The sequence below is a fragment of the Stenotrophomonas sp. SKA14 genome, assembly GCF_000158575.1.
GTDB classification, from domain to species: Bacteria; Pseudomonadota; Gammaproteobacteria; order Xanthomonadales; family Xanthomonadaceae; genus Stenotrophomonas; species Stenotrophomonas forensis.
In genome coordinates this window covers 4,212,459-4,229,417 of record NZ_DS999412.1, presented here as the reverse complement: position 1 = coordinate 4,229,417, position 16,959 = coordinate 4,212,459, and the positions used below count along the sequence as shown (strand labels likewise).

13 protein-coding genes are annotated in these 16,959 nt (G+C 65.1%); 3 read left to right on the top strand and 10 right to left on the bottom strand.

The window, feature by feature from the left end:
• Positions 1–117: 117 nt before the first annotated feature.
• The 7 genes from SSKA14_RS19140 to SSKA14_RS19110 all read right to left on the bottom strand — a co-directional run bounded on the left by SSKA14_RS19140 (position 118) and on the right by SSKA14_RS19110 (position 6,051).
• A complete protein-coding gene (locus SSKA14_RS19140; protein ID WP_008266371.1) occupies positions 118–519 on the bottom strand; it encodes a hypothetical protein in 402 nt (133 codons plus the stop codon).
• 165 nt (positions 520–684) lie between these two features.
• Positions 685–1,362: a Fe2+-dependent dioxygenase gene (locus SSKA14_RS19135; RefSeq protein WP_008268079.1), complete on the bottom strand. Its 678-nt coding sequence runs from the start codon at positions 1,360–1,362 to the stop codon at positions 685–687.
• A gap of 10 nt (positions 1,363–1,372) precedes the next feature.
• A complete protein-coding gene (locus tag SSKA14_RS19130) occupies positions 1,373–2,092 on the bottom strand; it encodes a tetratricopeptide repeat protein (RefSeq protein ID WP_008266263.1) in 720 nt (239 codons plus the stop codon).
• A 68-nt stretch (positions 2,093–2,160) separates the two neighbouring features.
• Entirely contained in the window at positions 2,161–4,461 is a 2,301-nt protein-coding gene (locus SSKA14_RS19125) for a TonB-dependent siderophore receptor (protein ID WP_008267796.1), read from the bottom strand.
• A 144-nt stretch (positions 4,462–4,605) separates the two neighbouring features.
• Complete coding sequence (locus tag SSKA14_RS19120; protein ID WP_008265081.1) at positions 4,606–5,007, bottom strand: hypothetical protein; 402 nt, start codon at positions 5,005–5,007, stop codon at positions 4,606–4,608.
• A 175-nt stretch (positions 5,008–5,182) separates the two neighbouring features.
• On the bottom strand, positions 5,183–5,515 hold the full coding sequence (locus SSKA14_RS19115; RefSeq protein WP_008264727.1) for a non-heme iron oxygenase ferredoxin subunit: 333 nt from the start codon (positions 5,513–5,515) through the stop codon (positions 5,183–5,185).
• On the bottom strand, positions 5,512–6,051 hold the full coding sequence (locus tag SSKA14_RS19110) for a GNAT family N-acetyltransferase (RefSeq protein WP_008264546.1): 540 nt from the start codon (positions 6,049–6,051) through the stop codon (positions 5,512–5,514). Before SSKA14_RS19110 ends, SSKA14_RS19115 begins: the two co-directional genes overlap by 4 nt.
• Positions 6,052–6,274: 223 nt before the next feature.
• Here SSKA14_RS19110 and SSKA14_RS19105 point away from each other — a divergent pair, with 223 nt between their 5' ends.
• Genes SSKA14_RS19105 through SSKA14_RS23880 form a run of 3 tightly spaced genes read left to right on the top strand, consistent with a single transcriptional unit; the run spans position 6,275 to position 13,065 of the window.
• Positions 6,275–11,605, top strand: a complete 5,331-nt coding sequence (locus tag SSKA14_RS19105) for an RHS repeat domain-containing protein (protein WP_008264919.1) — start codon at positions 6,275–6,277, stop codon at positions 11,603–11,605.
• Between the two features lie 3 nt (positions 11,606–11,608).
• On the top strand, positions 11,609–12,562 hold the full coding sequence (locus tag SSKA14_RS23590; protein ID WP_008264779.1) for an RHS repeat-associated core domain-containing protein: 954 nt from the start codon (positions 11,609–11,611) through the stop codon (positions 12,560–12,562).
• Positions 12,559–13,065, top strand: a complete 507-nt coding sequence (locus tag SSKA14_RS23880) for a hypothetical protein (RefSeq protein WP_157635981.1) — start codon at positions 12,559–12,561, stop codon at positions 13,063–13,065. Before SSKA14_RS23590 ends, SSKA14_RS23880 begins: the two co-directional genes overlap by 4 nt.
• 613 nt (positions 13,066–13,678) lie before the next feature.
• Here SSKA14_RS23880 and SSKA14_RS19095 read toward each other — a convergent pair.
• From SSKA14_RS19095 to sufC, 3 genes are read right to left on the bottom strand one after another with little or no spacing between them, the layout of a single operon-like run.
• The gene (locus SSKA14_RS19095) at positions 13,679–14,935 is read right to left on the bottom strand and encodes a cysteine desulfurase (RefSeq protein ID WP_008265245.1); all 1,257 of its coding nucleotides are present in this window, start codon (positions 14,933–14,935) and stop codon (positions 13,679–13,681) included.
• Positions 14,932–16,194 (bottom strand): Fe-S cluster assembly protein SufD, encoded by a 1,263-nt coding sequence (sufD, locus tag SSKA14_RS19090; protein ID WP_008266195.1) that lies wholly within the window; start codon positions 16,192–16,194, stop codon positions 14,932–14,934. The genes SSKA14_RS19095 and sufD overlap by 4 nt, the downstream gene beginning before the upstream one ends.
• On the bottom strand, positions 16,194–16,958 hold the full coding sequence (gene sufC / locus SSKA14_RS19085; protein ID WP_008268735.1) for a Fe-S cluster assembly ATPase SufC: 765 nt from the start codon (positions 16,956–16,958) through the stop codon (positions 16,194–16,196). Before sufC ends, sufD begins: the two co-directional genes overlap by 1 nt.
• Position 16,959: the final 1 nt, after the last annotated feature.

Genomic DNA, 16,959 nt, shown 5'->3' with positions numbered 1-16,959 from the left:
GAAGGGCGCGGCAGGCACGGAAGGCCCGGTCAGGGGCAGCAGGGATGGAGCAGACGGGAATGAGGCAGGAAGCGCCGCGCGCAGGCGACCGCGCACGCGGTCACGCCGGGCCGTGGCTCAGGCGAGCGGCGGCGCCTGGCCGCGTTGCTGGCGGCGCCCGGGCGCATCGGCCCAGGGCGTGTCCGGAGCTGCCAGCGGCCAGTCCGGGCGCACGCCGGGCATGGCCGGCGTAGCGGGAACGAGTTCGAGTTCAGTGCGCAGCCACTGGCTGGCCAGCAGCAATGGCGGAGGTGCCTTCTCGGCCGCTTTCACCGGGGCAGCGGCACAGCGGCGCAGCTTGGCCGGTGCTTCTTCCTGCAGCGGGCCTTCGCCGCCGCGCTCTTCCAGCGGCACCTGCACGGTCATCGGCGCCGGCGCATGCGGCAGCAGTGGCAGCGTGCCCAGCAGCAACGCCAGCATCGCCACCCACGCCAACAGGCTGGCCAGCGCAGGACGCTGGCCGCGCATGGCGGTGCCCATCTTGCGATGGATGAGTGGGCGAGGGCGAAGCGGGCGCAGCAAGCAGGAATCCCCGGACGTCTGCCGGCAGGGGCCGGCATCAACGGGGCGAGATTGTAATGAGAGCGGTTAGCGGTTGCAAATGAGAATGATTGCCAAGATGTCGCAGGCCCGGCTGTGTGCGGCTCAGACTTCGCTCCAGCGCCGCAGCAGGTTGTGGTACACGCCGGTCAGCTGCAGCACCGCCTCGGCGTCGCCGCCGGTCTGCCGCAGGCGTTCGATCGAGCCGTCCATTTCCCACAGCAGGCGGCGCTGCACGTCGTCGCGGACCATGCTCTGCACCCAGAAGAACGAGGCCACGCGCGCGCCGCGGGTGACCGGATTGACCTTGTGCAGGCTGCTGGACGGGTACACGATCAGGTCGCCGGCCGGCAGCTTCACTTCGTGCTCGCCGTAGGTATCGCTGATGACCAGCTCGCCGCCCTCGTACTCCTCGGGCGCGGACAGGAACAGGGTGCAGGAGATGTCCGAGCGCAGCTGCTCGCCGTTGGCCAGGTTCATCACCGCGCCATCGACGTGGAAGCCATAGGTGCCACCACCGCTGTAGCGGTTGAAGCGCGGCGGCAGGTACTTCAACGGCAGCGCCGCGCTGAAGAACAGCGGGTGCCGGGCCAGCGCGACCAGGATGATTTCACCCAGTTCGCGGCGCAGCGGCGAGGCTTCCGGCAGTTGCTGGTTGTGCTTGGCCTGTGCGCCCAGATGGCCAACGGTCTCGCGGCCGTCGGTCCAGTCGGCGGCATCGAGGCGGCGGCGGACGTCGGCCAGCTGCTCGGCGCTGAGGATGTCGGGAATGTGCAGCAGCATGCGGAACTCCTCAGGGGGACGACGGTGCGACCAGGGCGCGCACCTGCGGATGCGGGGACGCGGCCAGCTCCGGCACGATGTGCGCCATGAACGCCGGGCTGCCGTGGGCCAGCGCCTGCTTCAACCAGTGCACGGCCTGATCGATCTGGCCAGCCTGCAGCAGGATCGAGGCGTAGTTGGCCTGGCCGCGGAAATCGCCGGTCTCGGCCGCACGTCGGTACCAGCCCAGCGCGGCCTGCGGGTCGCGCTCGATCTCCAGGCCATCTTCGAGATGGCGGGCCAGCAGGTTCATCGACTTGGCATGGCCCAGGTGCGCGGCGCGGGTATACAGCGCCAGCGCCTGCGCGCGGTCCTGGGCAACGCCGCGGCCGGTGCCCAGCAGGTTGGCCAGGTTGTACAGGCCCCAGTCCAGTCCGGTGTCGGCCGCACGCCGGTACCACACGGCTGCCAGCGTGGGATCGACCGCCGTGCCCTGGCCCAGCTCATGGCAACGGCCAAGCATGTTCATCGCCATCGGCGCACCGTTGTTGGCGGCGGTTTCGTACCAGAGCAGTGCGGCCGAGGCGTCCTGCGCGGTGCCTTTGCCTTCCATGTGCATCTGCGCGAGCAGCAGTTGTGCGTCGACCTGACCGGCCTGCGCGGCCTCGCGTACGCGCGCGAATGCCGCCTGCGGATCGTGCTGCAGCAGTTCGGCCAGGGCGTCGCTGTCGATGGGGGTGCGGGTAGCCATGGGGTGAGTATCGCCGGAAACAAAAACGGCGGCAGGAGAGCCTGCCGCCGTGGTGGAGCGAAGTTACATCAGAACTTCACGTTCAGCGCCAGGGTGGCCGAGCGACCCGGGGCGATGCTCGCGTAGTGCGAGGCATAGGCCTTGGTGAAGTAGGTCTTGTCGGTCAGGTTCTGCACGTTCAGCTGCAGGCTGATGTTGTCCTGGATCGCGTAGCTGGCCATCGCGTCGAAGCGGGTGTAGCTCGGGATCCACTTGGTGTTGGCAACGTCACCGTACTGCTTGTCCGAGTAGAACGCACCGGCGCCGACGGTCAGGCCGATCGGGAAGCGGTAGGTGGTCCACAGGTTGGCGCTGTGCTTGGCGGTGTTCGGGAACACGTTGCCGTTGTTCGGCGACGGCACGTAGATGTTGGACGGGCAGGTGCGGCCCGACACGGCGCAGACGAAGCCGTTGTCCTTCAGTTCCGAGTCCAGGTAGGTGTAGCCGCCGTACAGGCTCCAGGCATCGGTCAGCTGTCCGTTGAAGCCCAGTTCGAAGCCGTTGATTTCCTTCTTGCCCGCGTTCTGGCTGGTGCCGTTGTCGACGGTCACGCGTGCGTTGTTCATCACGGTGTGGAAGACCGCGGCAGTCAGGTTCAGGCGGTTGTCGAGCAGGTCCCACTTGGTACCCAGTTCGAGGTTCTTGGTGTCCTGCGGCTTGAGGTCGGCGACGCCGGCATTCAGGCCGTCCGAACCGTCGCCACCGTCCATGCCCGGCGGGGTGGAGGAGGTGCCGTAGGACAGGTAGATGCTGCCGTTGGCCGCTGGCTTGAACACTACGCCGGCCTGGTAGTTCAGGAAGTCGTTGTCGTTGCGCACGCGCGGAGTGGCGCTGCCCGGGGTGAGCAGGGTGGTGGAGTAGTCGTCGTAGCGCAGGCCGACGTTGACGCTCCACTGCGCATTGAGCTCGATGGTGTCGAACAGGTAGGCGGACTTGGTCTTGGTGCGCTGTTCAACGTCCTGTGCCTTGTCGCTGCGATAGACGCTCTGGCCGGCCGCCCACGGATCGTTCGGGTTCGGATTGTTGAAGTCGGTGCAGTTGTAATTGGTGGCAGCGCCGGACACCCGGCACACGGAGCTGTTGGCCGCGAGGGGTTCCAGCGGGTTGGCGGTCCCCGGCGTCATCTGGTAGCTGCCACGGGTCATCTTCTCGTCGCTGTATTCCACGCCGGCGCTGTAGCTGTGCTTCAGTGCGCCGGTCTGGAAGGCGCCGGTCAGGCCCAGCTGGTCGGCGAAGCTCTTCACGTCGACGGCGCGGGTGTTGGTACGGCGCCACAAGGTGCCGTAGTTGTTCGGGTTGCCCTTGCTGTCGTCCGGCTGGGTCCACAGGTAGTCGTTGCTGGTGTTGCCCAGGCGCGCGATGTTGCGCAGCTTGTGGCCGCCGAAGTCGTAGCTGGCATCCAGGGTGCTGATGTCGGCGCGGGTGCGCTGGAAGTCACGGTCGACCAGGCCGTAGTAGTTGTTACGATCCGGCACCAGCGGGCGGCCATCGCCATTCTTGGCCACGTTGGGGCCGGTGCTGAAGGGATTGTTGTACGGGAAACCACCCGCGTCCGGCAGGTCATCGCTCTGCATGTGGTAATGGCTGGCGATCAGCTGCGCCGGGCCGTTCAGGCCGAACGCGATCGACGGTGCGATGCCCCAGCGGCTGACGTTGGCGGCGTCACGGCCGGCGATGTCCGACTCGTGCTTCATCAGGTTCAGGCGGGCGGCGATGCCGTCACCCAGCACGTAGTTGGCATCCACGGTGCCGCGCGCGTAGCTGTCGGTACCGATGCCCATGCTGGCGCTGGTCTCGTTCTTCAGCTTCGGGGTCTTGCTGACCAGGTTCAGGCTGCCACCGCCGGAATCACGGCCGCCGTAGGCCGAGCTCGGGCCCTTGACCACTTCCACCTGCTCCAGGTCGAAGATTTCGCGGGTCTGCGAACCGACGTCGCGCAGGCCGTCGACGAAGATGTTGCTCTGCGAATCGAAGCCGCGGATGAAGGGGCGGTCGCCGGTCGGGTTGCCGCCTTCGCCGGCACCGAAGGTGATGCCCGGCACCATGCGCAGCGCGTCCTGCAGGTTGGTCGCACCGGTTTCGGCAATCAGCTTCTCCGACACGATCGACACCGACTTCGGGGTGTCCAGCAGCTCGGCGGTGAACTTCGGCGAGGACGGATTGAACCAGCTGCCGCGCACCTGCACCTTGTCCAGGTCGGTGGCCTTGTTGTTGCCGGAGGCGGCGCTGTCGGCGGCCTGCGCGGCCAGCGGCGCGAAGCCGGCGGCCAGGGTGGCCGAGGCGAGCAGGGAAACGCGCGGGGCGTACTTGCGGGTCTTGATGTGGGTCATGGCTGTGGGTGGTGGCTCGGATCGGGAAAGGGCGTGGACCGGCGCGCAGGCCGCGCGACGATACGTAAAGGGGGCTGATAGAGCCGAGTCATGCTCGGCTGGCTGGAAACGCGATCAGGCGCACGGCAACGGCCGCAGGGCGCCTCAGCTGGCGTGCGGTACGGGCGGAGCGTGGCCGGGGTTCAAGCGCAGCGCGGGATCGTGCAGCTGCCAGCGCAGGGCGTCGGAACGCCACAGCGGGATGTGGGCGACCAGCGCGGCGCGCGCGGGTGCCAGGCCGGCGCAGGGCGTGCCGCCCTCGCCATCAAGCGGCGGCTCCGGTGCCGGTACCGCGTGCTGTGGGCACTCGTCGGCCGGCGGCGCCGGCACCGGCATGGCCTGGTGCAGTTCTTCAGCGTGCGCCTGCCAACCGTAGGTCGCCGGTCCATCGCGCCCTTCGTGCAAGGCCGACCAACCCAGCACCAGCGTCAGCAGCGCGGCCACGAGCAGCGGCCACCCTTGGCGGGCGAGCTGGCACAGCGTGGCGGCGGGCGCGGGCGAAGCCATGGCGCGGAGGCGGAGTCGTTACGAAGATGTTACGTAGAATAACATCAACGATAATGATTCGCATGTGCGCGATGGGGCGGGCTGCCAGGATGGCCCTACGGGGCCCTGGACGGGCGCTCAGCCGCTTCCGGTAGCTCCACCCCGTGGGTTGTTGGCTGCCCCGGGGTGTGGCGCCTCAGTCGCGGTCGTCGCGGGTCCAGATGGCGTCGTGTTCGCGCTTCACCGGGAACTTGGGCACCGGGGTGTAGGCCGGGGCGCACAGGGCGCGGCCATCACGCACGTCGAAGCGCGCGCCGTGCAGCACGCACTCCACGCTGCCCTCGGTGGTGTTGAACTCGCCCGAGGACAGCTCGAACTCTTCATGCGTGCACTGGTCTTCCAGTGCATACAGGTCGCCGTCGAGGTTGAATACCACGATCGGGGTGCCGGTCACTTCGTCGAACACGCTCTTCATTTCACCCGGCAGCAGTTCGGCGCCGGCACAGACGAAGGTCCAGGCCTCGCTCACGCGGTGGCTCCGGCCAGCGGCTTCTCCAGGATCTCGAAGCGCAGGTCGTCGCGCTTGGGAATGCCGAAGCGTTCGTCGCCATACGGGAACGGCTTCTTGATGCCGGTGCGCTGGTAGCCGCGGCGCTCGTAGAAGGCGATCAGCTCGTCGCGCACGTCGATCACCGTCATCTGCATCACCGGCACGTTCCATTCGCGCGCGGCGTGCGCTTCGGCCGCATCCATCATCTGCTTGCCGACGCCGCCGCCCTGCTGGGCCGGGTCGACCGAGAACATGCCGAAGTAGCCCTTGCCGTCGACATCGGCGACGTGGGCGCAGGCCACCAGCCGGCCTTCGCGTTCGGCCAGCAGGATGGTCGAGCGGGGGCGGTCGAGGTCGGCCTGGATGCCTTCGGCGTCGATGCGGGCGCCGTCCAGCAGGTCGGCTTCGGTGGTCCAGCCGGCACGGCTGGCGTCACCCCGGTAGGCCGAAGTGACGAGGGCGATCAGGGCGGGGATGTCGGCCGGCGTGGCGGCCCGGTAGGTCAGTGTGGTCATGCGGGCATTCTAGATGGGGCACGGCTGCAGCGGCGCAGGTCCTGGGGCCGGGCGCGGACCGGAGCGGAGGCTGTCCCCAGGCTGTTTGCCGATCCTGTCGTGAATGCCGTCTTGACGCAATCTTCATGTTTGATTCATAAATGGGTGTAGATCGCGCTGGCCAGGGGACAGGTCCTGCTGTCTGTGCGCGCATTCAAGGACGGACGATCCAAGGAGGATCCCCATGCGGTTCCGCATCACGCTCCGCTCGCGCCATGCCAGCCCGATCAGGTCTTCGCTGCTGCTGATCGTGATGGCCCTGTCGCTGGCGCCGGCACTGGCCTCTGCCCAGATCGTTCCCACCTGGCGCCAGGAATACGACAAGCGACTGAAGTACGGCGATCTGGTCGAGCCGCTGAAGGGGGACATCTTCGGCGAGAAGGTCAACCTGTATGACGGCTCTGTCAGTTTCAGTGCCACCGATATCTCCATTCCCGGCAACGGTGGCCTGGCGGTGTCGCTGGGCCGCAGCTATGGAGATATCGGCGGCAGCGCAAACGACAACGAGTACGGAAACTGGACGCTGGATATCCCGTCGCTTTCGGGTACCTACGGAGATCAGCCGGAAACGGCGGTGGGAGGTCATTGGACACCGAGCGCGCGCTGCTCGACCGTCTCCGCACCTCCGTCATTGGACGTCTGGAACTACAAGCACACCCAGACAATCATTTTCGCACCCCATACCTATTGGGAAGGAGTGCGGTTGTCACTGCCTGGCGGCAGCGGTGAAACGGTTCTTGCCGGCAGCGGAGATGCGCGCCAGCCCACCCCGCAACTCGGCATGCCCGCGCCGTGGAATACCAAGGGCGGATGGTTCTTCTCCTGCCTCAGTTCCCTCAAGAGCGGCCAGCCGGGCGAAGGCTTCCTGGGGCATGCGCCGGACGGCACCAAGTATTACTTCGACTGGATGGTGGCGCGCCACAACGACCCGGCCGTCATGCAGCCCTACGACACCATCACCCATTCGACGCTGCAGCGGAAGAAGGTCTTCCTCTATCCGTCGCAGGTCGTCGATCGATTCGGCAACTGGGTCCGCTACGAGTGGAGTGGCGGGCGCCTGGATCGCATCATCGCCAGCGACGGGCGCAGCATCGGCCTGACCTATGACTCGCAGGGGCGCATCGCAACGGCGGTGGCGGCGGGCCGTACCTGGACCTACGGCTATACGCCGGCGGGAACGCTGCAAACGGTCACGCTGCCCGATGGCACTGCCTGGAACTATGACCTGCCTCCGGTCAAAGTGACGAAGAAGTACCAGGAGTACACCGGGCAGGACGTCTGGGCCTACATGGAAGTCCCGGCGTTGTGCGCGAAGACGAACAAGATCGTGCAGACCGAAGTGGCGGCGTCCATCACCCATCCCTCTGGAGCCGTCGGAACCTTCGTGTTCCGACCCTTCCGGCATGGGCGCAAGAACGTGCCCTTCAATTGCCAGACGTCCGGCGACGACCAGTTGCTGGCCGATGGGTGGAACCTCACGCCCATCTACCGCGACGCGATGTCGCTGGTGGCAAAGCGGATCAGCGGTCCGGGGATGCCCACGGCGCAATGGAGTTATCAGTACACCAACCTGGGGTGGGAGTACGACAGGCGGGTTGACCAGGCCGGCTGGCCAGCGATCCCGGTCGGGCAGGCGGAACCGAAGATAACAATTGAAACCCTGCCCGATGGGGTCATCCGGACATACGAATTCGGCAAGGAAGTCGGCTACAACGATGGTCTGCTGCTGTCGACCAGTACCAGCGCTGGCGGCACTGTAGTCCGCACGGAGCGCAACAACTATTACCCGGACGCGCAGATTGCCAATGCACCGTTCCCGCGTGAGGCGGGGCGGAATCTCAAGTACGGGGCGACCGAACTTGGGGAACATCTGAATCGGCCGGTCCAGAGCACGGTCGTGAACCAGGACGGCGTGCAGTTCACCCGCACCGTACAGGCCTTTGATGCCTTCGTCCGCGAGGTCACGGTGGACGAAGGAAATTCCGCCGGCCAGAGCCGAACCCGGACGACCGGCTATTACGACAATGCCGCCCTGTGGGTGAATGGCCAGGTGGCACGCAGCCTGCTCAACGGCATCGAGGAGTCGCGCACCGAGTTCGACCCGGCCAATGCGCTGCCGCTGCGCGCCTATGCATTCGGCCGCCTGGCGCAGCAGGTGACCTATGCCGCTGACGGTACGGTGGCATCGGTGGCCGACGGCCGTGGCAATACCAGTCACCTGTCTGGATGGAAGCGCGGCATCCCGCAGCAGCTGCGCATGCCAGCTACACCCGAGGCGCCCAATGGCGCAGTGCGTACCGTTGCGGTCGATGACAATGGATGGATCGCTTCACTGACCGATGAAGTCGGCGCAACCACCAGCTTCAGCTACGACAGCATGGGGCGGCTGCGCAGCCAGCAGTTCCCAGGTGGCGACGAAGTGAACTGGAGCGGTGTGACCATGGACCTGCAGCGGCTGGGCGGTGCCCAGCTGGGTGTGCCGGCCGGTGCGTGGAAGCACTCCCGTACCCAGGGTAGACGCCGTACCGACACCTATCTGGACGCCATGTTCCGCCCGGTACTGGTTACCGAGAATGCCAACAACGCGCTCGACAGCGCGGTGGTGACCCGCTACGACAGCAGTGGCAAGACGGTGTTTGCGTCGTACCCCACGCGACAGCTCACCGACATCAATGCAGCAATGACGGGCACCACGACGCAGTACGATGCGTTGGGCCGGCCGGTGGTGGTCAGCCAATCGTCCGAACTGGGCGATCTGGCAACGCGCACCGAGTATGTGGGCAACCTGTCGGTGAAGGTGACCAACCCGCGCGGGCAGGCCACCACCACGCGGCATCTCGCCTACGATCAGCCAAGCTACGAGATGCCACTGACGCTGCAGCATCCGGAAGGCGTGGTGACCGAGATCCAGCGTGACACGCTGGGCAAGCCGCTGGCGATCACCCGCCGCACGGCCGATGGCAGCCAGGCGTTGACCCGTCGCTACGTCTATGACGGCTACCAGCAGCTGTGCAAGACCATCGAACCGGAAACCGGCGCGACGGTGCAGGACTATGATGCGGCCGGCAACGTGCTGTGGTCCGCAGCCGGGACCGGCCTGGGCAGCGCGGCCGACTGCAATCGCAGTGAGGCCTTTGCCAGCGGCCGTGTGGTGGCGCGCAGCTACGATGCCGCCAATCGACTGTCGACCCTGACGTTCCCGGATGGGCGCGGAAACCAGCGCTGGTCCTACACGCCGGATGCCTTGCCCGCGGAAATCAGTACGCAGAACGACCCGGCCCGGCCGATGGTTGTCAACCGCTATCAATACAATCGCCGGCGCCTGCTCAGCAGCGAGACGCTGCAGCATCCAGATCTGGGCAACCTGAGTCTGGCCTACGGCTACGATGCCAACGGCACGCTGGCCAGCAATACTTACCCGGGCGGACGCGTCGTCAGCTATGCCCCGGATGCGCTGGGGCGGGCTACAGCGGTCGGCGGTTACGCAAACAGCGCCAGCTATTTCGCCAATGGCGCGCTGGCGCGATTCGTTTACGGCAACGGCATCGCGCATACCCTGACCCAGAATGCCCGTGGGCTGCCGGAGCGCAGCCGCGATGCCACCGCTGCGGCCGCGGTGCTTGATGACAGCTACGATTACGATGCCGGTGGCAATGTGATGGCCATCTCCGACGGGCTGCCGGGCGCACCCGGCAACCGTGACATGACCTATGACGGCCTGGACCGGTTACGTACGGTGACCGCGCCGGGCTTCGGCAACGCGCTGTACGAGTACGACGCACTGGACAACCTGCGCCGTGCCAGGGTCGGCAGCCGTGACCGTACGCACTACTTCGATCCGAGCAATCGCCTGGTCAACGTGATCGAAACCGGGACGGGGGCGACCGTGACGGGCCTGGGTTACGACGTGCAGGGCAACCTGTCGGTCCGCAACGGCCAGGCATTCTCGTTCGACTACGGCAATCGCCTACGGGATGCGGGCGTGGCGGAGAGCTACGAGTACGACGCCCATGGTCGCCGGGTGAAGGCCAGCGCCAGCGGAAAGGGGGCGATCTACTCGTTCTACGACAACGGCGGCGTGCTGCGTTTCCAGCGCAATGAGCGCACCGGCAAGCAGACCGACTACCTGTACCTGTCCGGCAGCCTGGTGGCCCAGGTGCACGGCGCAGCAGCCCCGGCGGCGCCTGCGCTGAGCGCGCCCGGCTACATCACCGAAGGAAGCGTGAACCTGACCTGGAGCCCGGCCGGCGGGGCCAACCGCTATGAACTGCAGCGTGCCCTGGCCGGTGCCTGGAGCACCGTCTTCGACGGCGCGGCGCAATCGTTCACCAGCACCGGCCTGGCGACCGGTACTTACCAGTTCCGCGTGCGCGGTTGCCGCGCGGTATGTGGTGAATGGAGCAACGTCGCTTCGGTTGCGGTGGCGCTGGCGCCGTCCACGGTGCCGGCCCTGAGCGTGCCGGCGACGGCCTTCAATGGAAGTTACGGCGTGAGCTGGTCTGTGGCGTCCGGTGCCGAGCGTTATGAGCTGGAGGAGAGCGCCAATGGTGGCGCCTGGACCCAGGTGCACAATGCCGCGGGTCAATCCAGGGACTTCAGCGGCAAGGGTGCGGGCAGCTACAGCTACCGTGTCCGCGCCTGCAATCCGGTGGGATGCACCGCCTACAGCGCCAGTGCGGCGGTGACCGTGGTGTATCCGCCTGCGGGCGCGCCGGGAATTTCGGCACCGGCACGTTCCGCACCGGGCAGCATCGGCATTGGTTGGAACGGCGTGGCCGGCGCCACACGCTACACGCTGCAGGAAAGCAGCAATGGTGGCGGATGGGTGACGCTGTTCGACGGTGATGCCGGCTCCTACGCCACTGCGGCACGCGGTGTCGGCAACTACGGCTACCGCGTTGCCGCCTGCAATGGCGCCGGCTGCGGTCCGTGGTCGGGCACGGCATCGGTGGCGGTGATCGGGCCGCCGGCCATCGAGCCGGTGATCAGTGCGCCGGGCCTGGTCAACGTGCCGCAGTACAGCCTGAGCTGGTCGGTGCCCGCCAACAGCGAGAGCTTCGTGCTGGAAGAGAGTGCCAACGGTGGTGGCTGGACGGTGGTGCACAACGGCGCTGCGAACAGCTTTGGTGCCAGCCGTGGCAAGGGCAGCTATGCGTATCGGGTGAGGGCCTGCAATTTCGTCGGGTGCAGCCCGTATTCGGGAGTCGTGACGGTGGCGGTGGTGCTGCCGCCGGGGGCGACGAGCCTCAATGTGGCGGAATGGTTGACCACGCGTCGTCCGCCCTATCAGGTGCAGTGCTCCGCAGGGTGGATCGCAGTAGCAGATGCAACCGAGTATCAACTTGAGAGCGGCGGAGGTGGCAAGCGCCTGTACACGGGGCCATCAACCTATGTGAATAGTGGTGGCAGTGCCTACTGTGCAAACGAGTATCGCGTGCGTGCCTGCAACGCAGGTGGGTGTTCCCCCTGGTCGGCCGAACGGCCGGTCACCCGCGGTGTACTGAGCTGGGACTAAGCTATGAACGGACTCTCTTTGCTGTTGAATCGAGTGGTACTCGCGCTGGTCGTGTTGGTGGCTTGTTCGGCGCCGGCGGTTGCCCAGGAGGTTGTCGAGTACATCCATACCGATGCATTGGGATCACCGGTGGCGATCACCGATGCCAATGGCCAGGTGATCGAGCGTACGGTGTACGAGCCGTATGGCGCGGTGGTCAACCGGCCATTGACGGATGGGCCGGGGTATACCGGGCATGTGACGGACTCGCGCACAGGTCTGAGCTACATGCAGCAGCGGTACTATGATGCGGAGGCTGGGACATTTCTATCAGCCGATCCAATAGCCTCGTCAGTGGCTGCTTTTGGACGCTACGCGTATGCGCTGGGTAACCCGTATCGGTACCTTGATCCGGATGGAAGGCAGCCCAAGGATGCTCGGCAGGCTATTACTGGGAGCAAAATAAAAAACAATGGTATTGCGGCTGGGGTAAGAGTGGCGGCAATTGGAGGGGCTCTGCCGTCTGGCTTTACAAAGGAAAATGCACAGGCTCGATATGATGCTATGAAGGGTGTTGTTGATGCTACGAAGGATAAGATGGAGTCAATTCCGAACGCAAATTCAGACAGCGCCGCCAAGCTTTTTTCAAAGGTTTATCAGAAATACTCCATTAGATTCGGGTGGGAAGTGAGTGCGGAAATCGTGATGAAGAATAGCGGGGCTTTTCATCTTTCCGATATTGGGGTTTCCGCTGAAGTTCGTCGCGAAGACTGGTTGGGGGGCTCTGCTGGACGGCCGTTGCCTGGGGGTATCAACATTCATACGCATCCAGTTTTGGATGGCTTCAAGACTGCGTACTCGCCGTTCTCATATGGTGATATTAAAACCTTCAGCACGTCCAATTCCACAAATTATGTGTCCGATCCATCGGGGGTGTATAAGATGAATTCGAGTGGTGAGTCGGAGATGATCAAATGAAGCAGGTTGGGATCGTGGCTTTTATGGCGTTTTTTGCATTTCAGTTGGCGGCATGTCAAATGCATGCAGAAGATCATGCGTCGCACAGAATTAACTGCGGAGGGACGTTGCAGAATGCGTGCAGGGTGACTTTCAGGGCGCTTGCAAGCGATGCTAGTGAATTCAATGGCCGAATTATTCGGATTGAAGGTTATCTTGCTGTTTCTCGGGATCTATTTGTCCTGAATTCAAGCAAGGAATTTTATGAGGCAGGAGTGACGGACGAGACTTCTATCCGGATTAGAGGTCCAATGGATGTCCAGGAGCGCATCTTTCAGGAGCATGCTTACTCTTGGGTGTCAGTGATTGGAACCTTCAGGGATAGAGAAAAGACTGGAACAACCGAGGATCTATTGCTCGGGGAAATCTTCGCGCCTCTTGACGTGCATCCGTTGGGGTTGCCCGTCGAAGTTAAGCGCCAAACTTTCGGAGACGTGTTGCTTAATCTTGAGGACATCAAGTAACTTTCGATCTTTGCACTGATGATGGCGTGGCTGCTAGCAAGATGCGCGGCAATGTCTCAGGCTTGATTGATGCTTGAGGATGGCAATGTGGATTCGAGAATGGAGGCGCAAGCTGCGGCATTCCTGGCGATATTTCTTTGCATGAATAAGAGGCATTGGCGTTATAGATTTATTCCCATTCCAAGGGTCCTCTGATGGTCTTTTGCAAATTGATGCTTGGTCCATTTCTGTTTCTTGCTGCGGCAGTGGGTTGTTCGGCCCATGAAAAAATTAGTGGGCACGTTGATGTCTGTTTGCCGGTCATAAGGGCATATGTTTCCGCGTCTCGGGGATGGGCTGAAGATGTCTACGATGTCGTTCCTGAGGCTGGAGGTGGTGGGCTCCGTGGGTATGCAGTAATGCATCACGAAGACAAAGTTAAGGTGCCTTCCGAAGAGCTCAATTCATTTCATGTTGATTTGGATTCAAAGTGCAAGGCTGTGGTTGGTGAGCTCGGGTATCAGTGATGATAGCCTGCCGTTGCGAGTGGTTATGTTTGCCGGTGCTCTTCATAACAAAAAAACGCCGCAGTTTCCTGCGGCGTTTGCATCTATCCCGCGCTTCGCCAGGAATCTCAGCCCAGCAACTTCCGCACCTTCGTCAGCGCAGTCATGAAGCGCTCGATCTCGGCGTGCGTGTTGTAGAACGCCAGCGAGGCACGGCAGGTGGCGGCGACGCCAAAGTACTGCAGCAGCGGATGCGCGCAGTGTTGGCCCGAGCGCACGGCCACGCCTTCCAGGTCGAGCAGGGTGGCCAGATCGTGGGCATGCGCGCCGTCGATCAGGAACGAGACCACGGCGGCCTTCTCCGGCGCTTCGCCGATGATGCGCAGGCCGTCGACGCGGCGCAACTCTTCGGTGAAGTGCGCCAGCAGTTCGGCCTCGCGGGCTTCCACGTTTTCCTGGCCCAGCTGCTGCAGGTAGTCGGCAGCCACGCCCAGGCCGATGAAGCCGGCGATGTTCGGGGTGCCGGCTTCGAACTTGTGCGGGGCATCGTTGAACACGGTGCCGTCGAAGCTGACTTCCTTGATCATTTCGCCGCCACCGAGGAACGGCGGCATCGCATCCAGGTGCTCGCGGCGCGCCCACAGTGCGCCGGTGCCGGTGGGGCCACACATCTTGTGGCCGGTGATGGCGTAGAAGTCACAACCGATCGCGGCCACGTCCACCTTGCGGTGCGGCACGGCCTGCGAGCCATCGACCACGGTGATGATGCCGCGCTTGCGCGCTTCGCGGCAGATCTCGCGCACCGGATTGACCGTGCCCAGCACGTTGGAGACGTGGGTGACCGCCAGCAGCTTGACCTCGGGGGTCATCGCTGCGCGCAGCGCATCCAGGTCCAGTGCACCGTCGGGGGTGATCTCGGCCACGCGGATGGTCGCGCCGGTACGCTGGGCGACCAGCTGCCACGGCACGATGTTGGCGTGGTGCTCCATGCGCGACACCAGGATCACGTCACCGGCCTTCAGCCGCGGCAGCGCCCACGAGTAGGCCACCAGGTTGATGGCGAAGGTGGTGCCGCTGCACAGCACCAGGTCGCTGGGGCGCACGTTGAGGAAGCGCGCCAGCTTGTTGCGCGCACCTTCGTAGGCGTCGGTGGCTTCACTGCCCAGTGCATGCACCGCGCGGCTGACGTTGGCGTTGTAGCGGCGGTAGAACTCGTCCACCGCGCCGATCACCTGCACCGGCTTCTGACCGGTGTTGGCATTGTCGAAATAGACCAGCGGCTTGCCATGCACTTCGCGCATCAACAGCGGGAAGTCGAGGCGGACGCGGTCCCAGTCGGGGGCGCCGGTGCGTTCTTCGATCGGGCGCGGCGTGGACAGGTTCATGCCACACCCGCCTCGACCAGCGCCTTGTCCAGGCGGCGTGCCAGCTGCTCGCGCAGTGCTTCCGGCAGGATCTTCAGCGGTTCATGGCAGAACGCGGCACTCAGCAGCGCCTGCGCCTGGGCCTGCGGCAGGCCGCGCGAGCGCAGGTAGAACAGCGCGTTGGCATCGAGCTGGCCGACGGTCGCGCCATGCGCGGCCTTCACTTCATCGGCGTCGATCACCAGCGTCGGCTGGGTGTCGATCTCGGCGTCGGCCGACAGCAGCAGGTTCTTGTTGGACAGGTTCGCGTCGGTGCCGTCGGCGCCCTCGCGGATCTGGATGCCACCATGGAACACCACTCGGCTGCGGTTGGCGGCCACGCCGCGCCACAGCAGTTCGCAGGCGGTATCGCGTGCGATGTGGTCGATGCCCAGGCGGGTCTCGACGTGGCGGCGGCCGTTGCCGAGCAGCACGCCGTTGGCGGTCAGCTGGGCGTTGTCGCCTTCCAGGCGCACGTTCAGTTCATGGCGGCTGAGCGCGGCACCCAGTTCCAGATCGACGCGGTGGTACTGCGCATCGCGGGCCAGGACTGCATCGGTGCGCAGGAAGCTGGTCTGGCGCGCGCTGCTGGCCTGCACGCGGGCGTGCTTGAGCACGCCGTCGCGGGCGACGTGGGCGTGCAGCACGGTGTTGTCCAGGTGGGCGGAGTCGCCCACGCTGAAGCGGTGTTCGACCACGCCGAGGCTGGCGCCGGCACGCAGTTCAATCAGGTGGCGGTGGTGCCAGGCCAGGTCGGTATCGCCGGCAACGCTGGCGAACACCAGCTGCAGCGGTACGTCCACCTGCACGCCTTCGTCCACGCGCAGCACCACGCCTTCATCGGCCAGGGCGGCGTTGAGGCGGGCGAAGATCTCTTCGCTGCGCTCGTAGCGGCGGCCGAGGAAACGCACCGCGTCCTCACCGTCGGCCAGCGCGGCCGACAGCGGCTGCAGCTGCACGCCGGCAGGCAGCGCCTGCACGTCGCTCAGCGCGGCATCGAGGCGACCGTTGACGAACACCAGACGCGGCGCCGGGATGTCCTCCAACAGCGTGGCGTCCAGCGCCGGGCCCTGCAGCGGCGCCGCAGCGAACGCACGGCGTTCCAGCTGGCGCAGCGAGGTGTACTTCCAGGCTTCGTTGCGGGCGGCCGGCAGGCCGTCGCGCAGGGCCGCGTCCAGCACTTCGCGGCGCGCATCGCTGCCGCAGAAGGCCTGGGCCATCGAGTCGAGCAGCGCGCTCATCAGACCGCCGCCTCGCGCACCACGCGATCCTTGAGGAAATCGTAGCCGTGCGCTTCCAGTTCCAGGGCCAGTTCCGGGCCACCGCTCTTGACGATGCGGCCATCGGCCAGCACGTGCACCACGTCCGGCTTGATGTAGTCCAGCAGGCGCTGGTAGTGGGTGATGACCAGGAACGAGCGATCGGCGGCGCGCAGCGCGTTGACGCCGTCGGCCACGCTCTTCAGCGCGTCGATGTCCAGGCCCGAATCGGTTTCGTCCAGGATCGCCAGCTTCGGCTCCAGCACGGCCAGCTGGAAGATCTCGTTGCGCTTCTTCTCGCCGCCGGAGAAGCCTTCGTTGACGCCACGGTGCAGCAGTTCGTCCTTCAGGTGCAGCACGGCCAGCTTCTGGCGCACCAGCTTGAGGAACTGCATCGAATCGAGTTCCTCTTCGCCGCGTGCCTTGCGCTGGGCGTTCAGCGCGGCGCGCAGGAAGTAGGTGTTGTTCACGCCCGGGATTTCCACCGGGTACTGGAACGCCAGGAACAGGCCGGCAGCGGCGCGCGCTTCCGGGTCCTGATCCAGCAGGTCGGTGCCTTCAAACTGCACGCTGCCTTCGGTCACTTCATAGCCGTCGCGGCCGGCCAGGACATTGCCCAGGGTGGACTTGCCGGCGCCGTTGGGGCCCATGATGGCGTGCACCTGGCCGGGCTTCACTTCCAGCGAGAGGCCCTTGAGGATTTCCTTGTCGCCGATGCGGGCGTGGAGGTTGTCGATCTTCAGCATG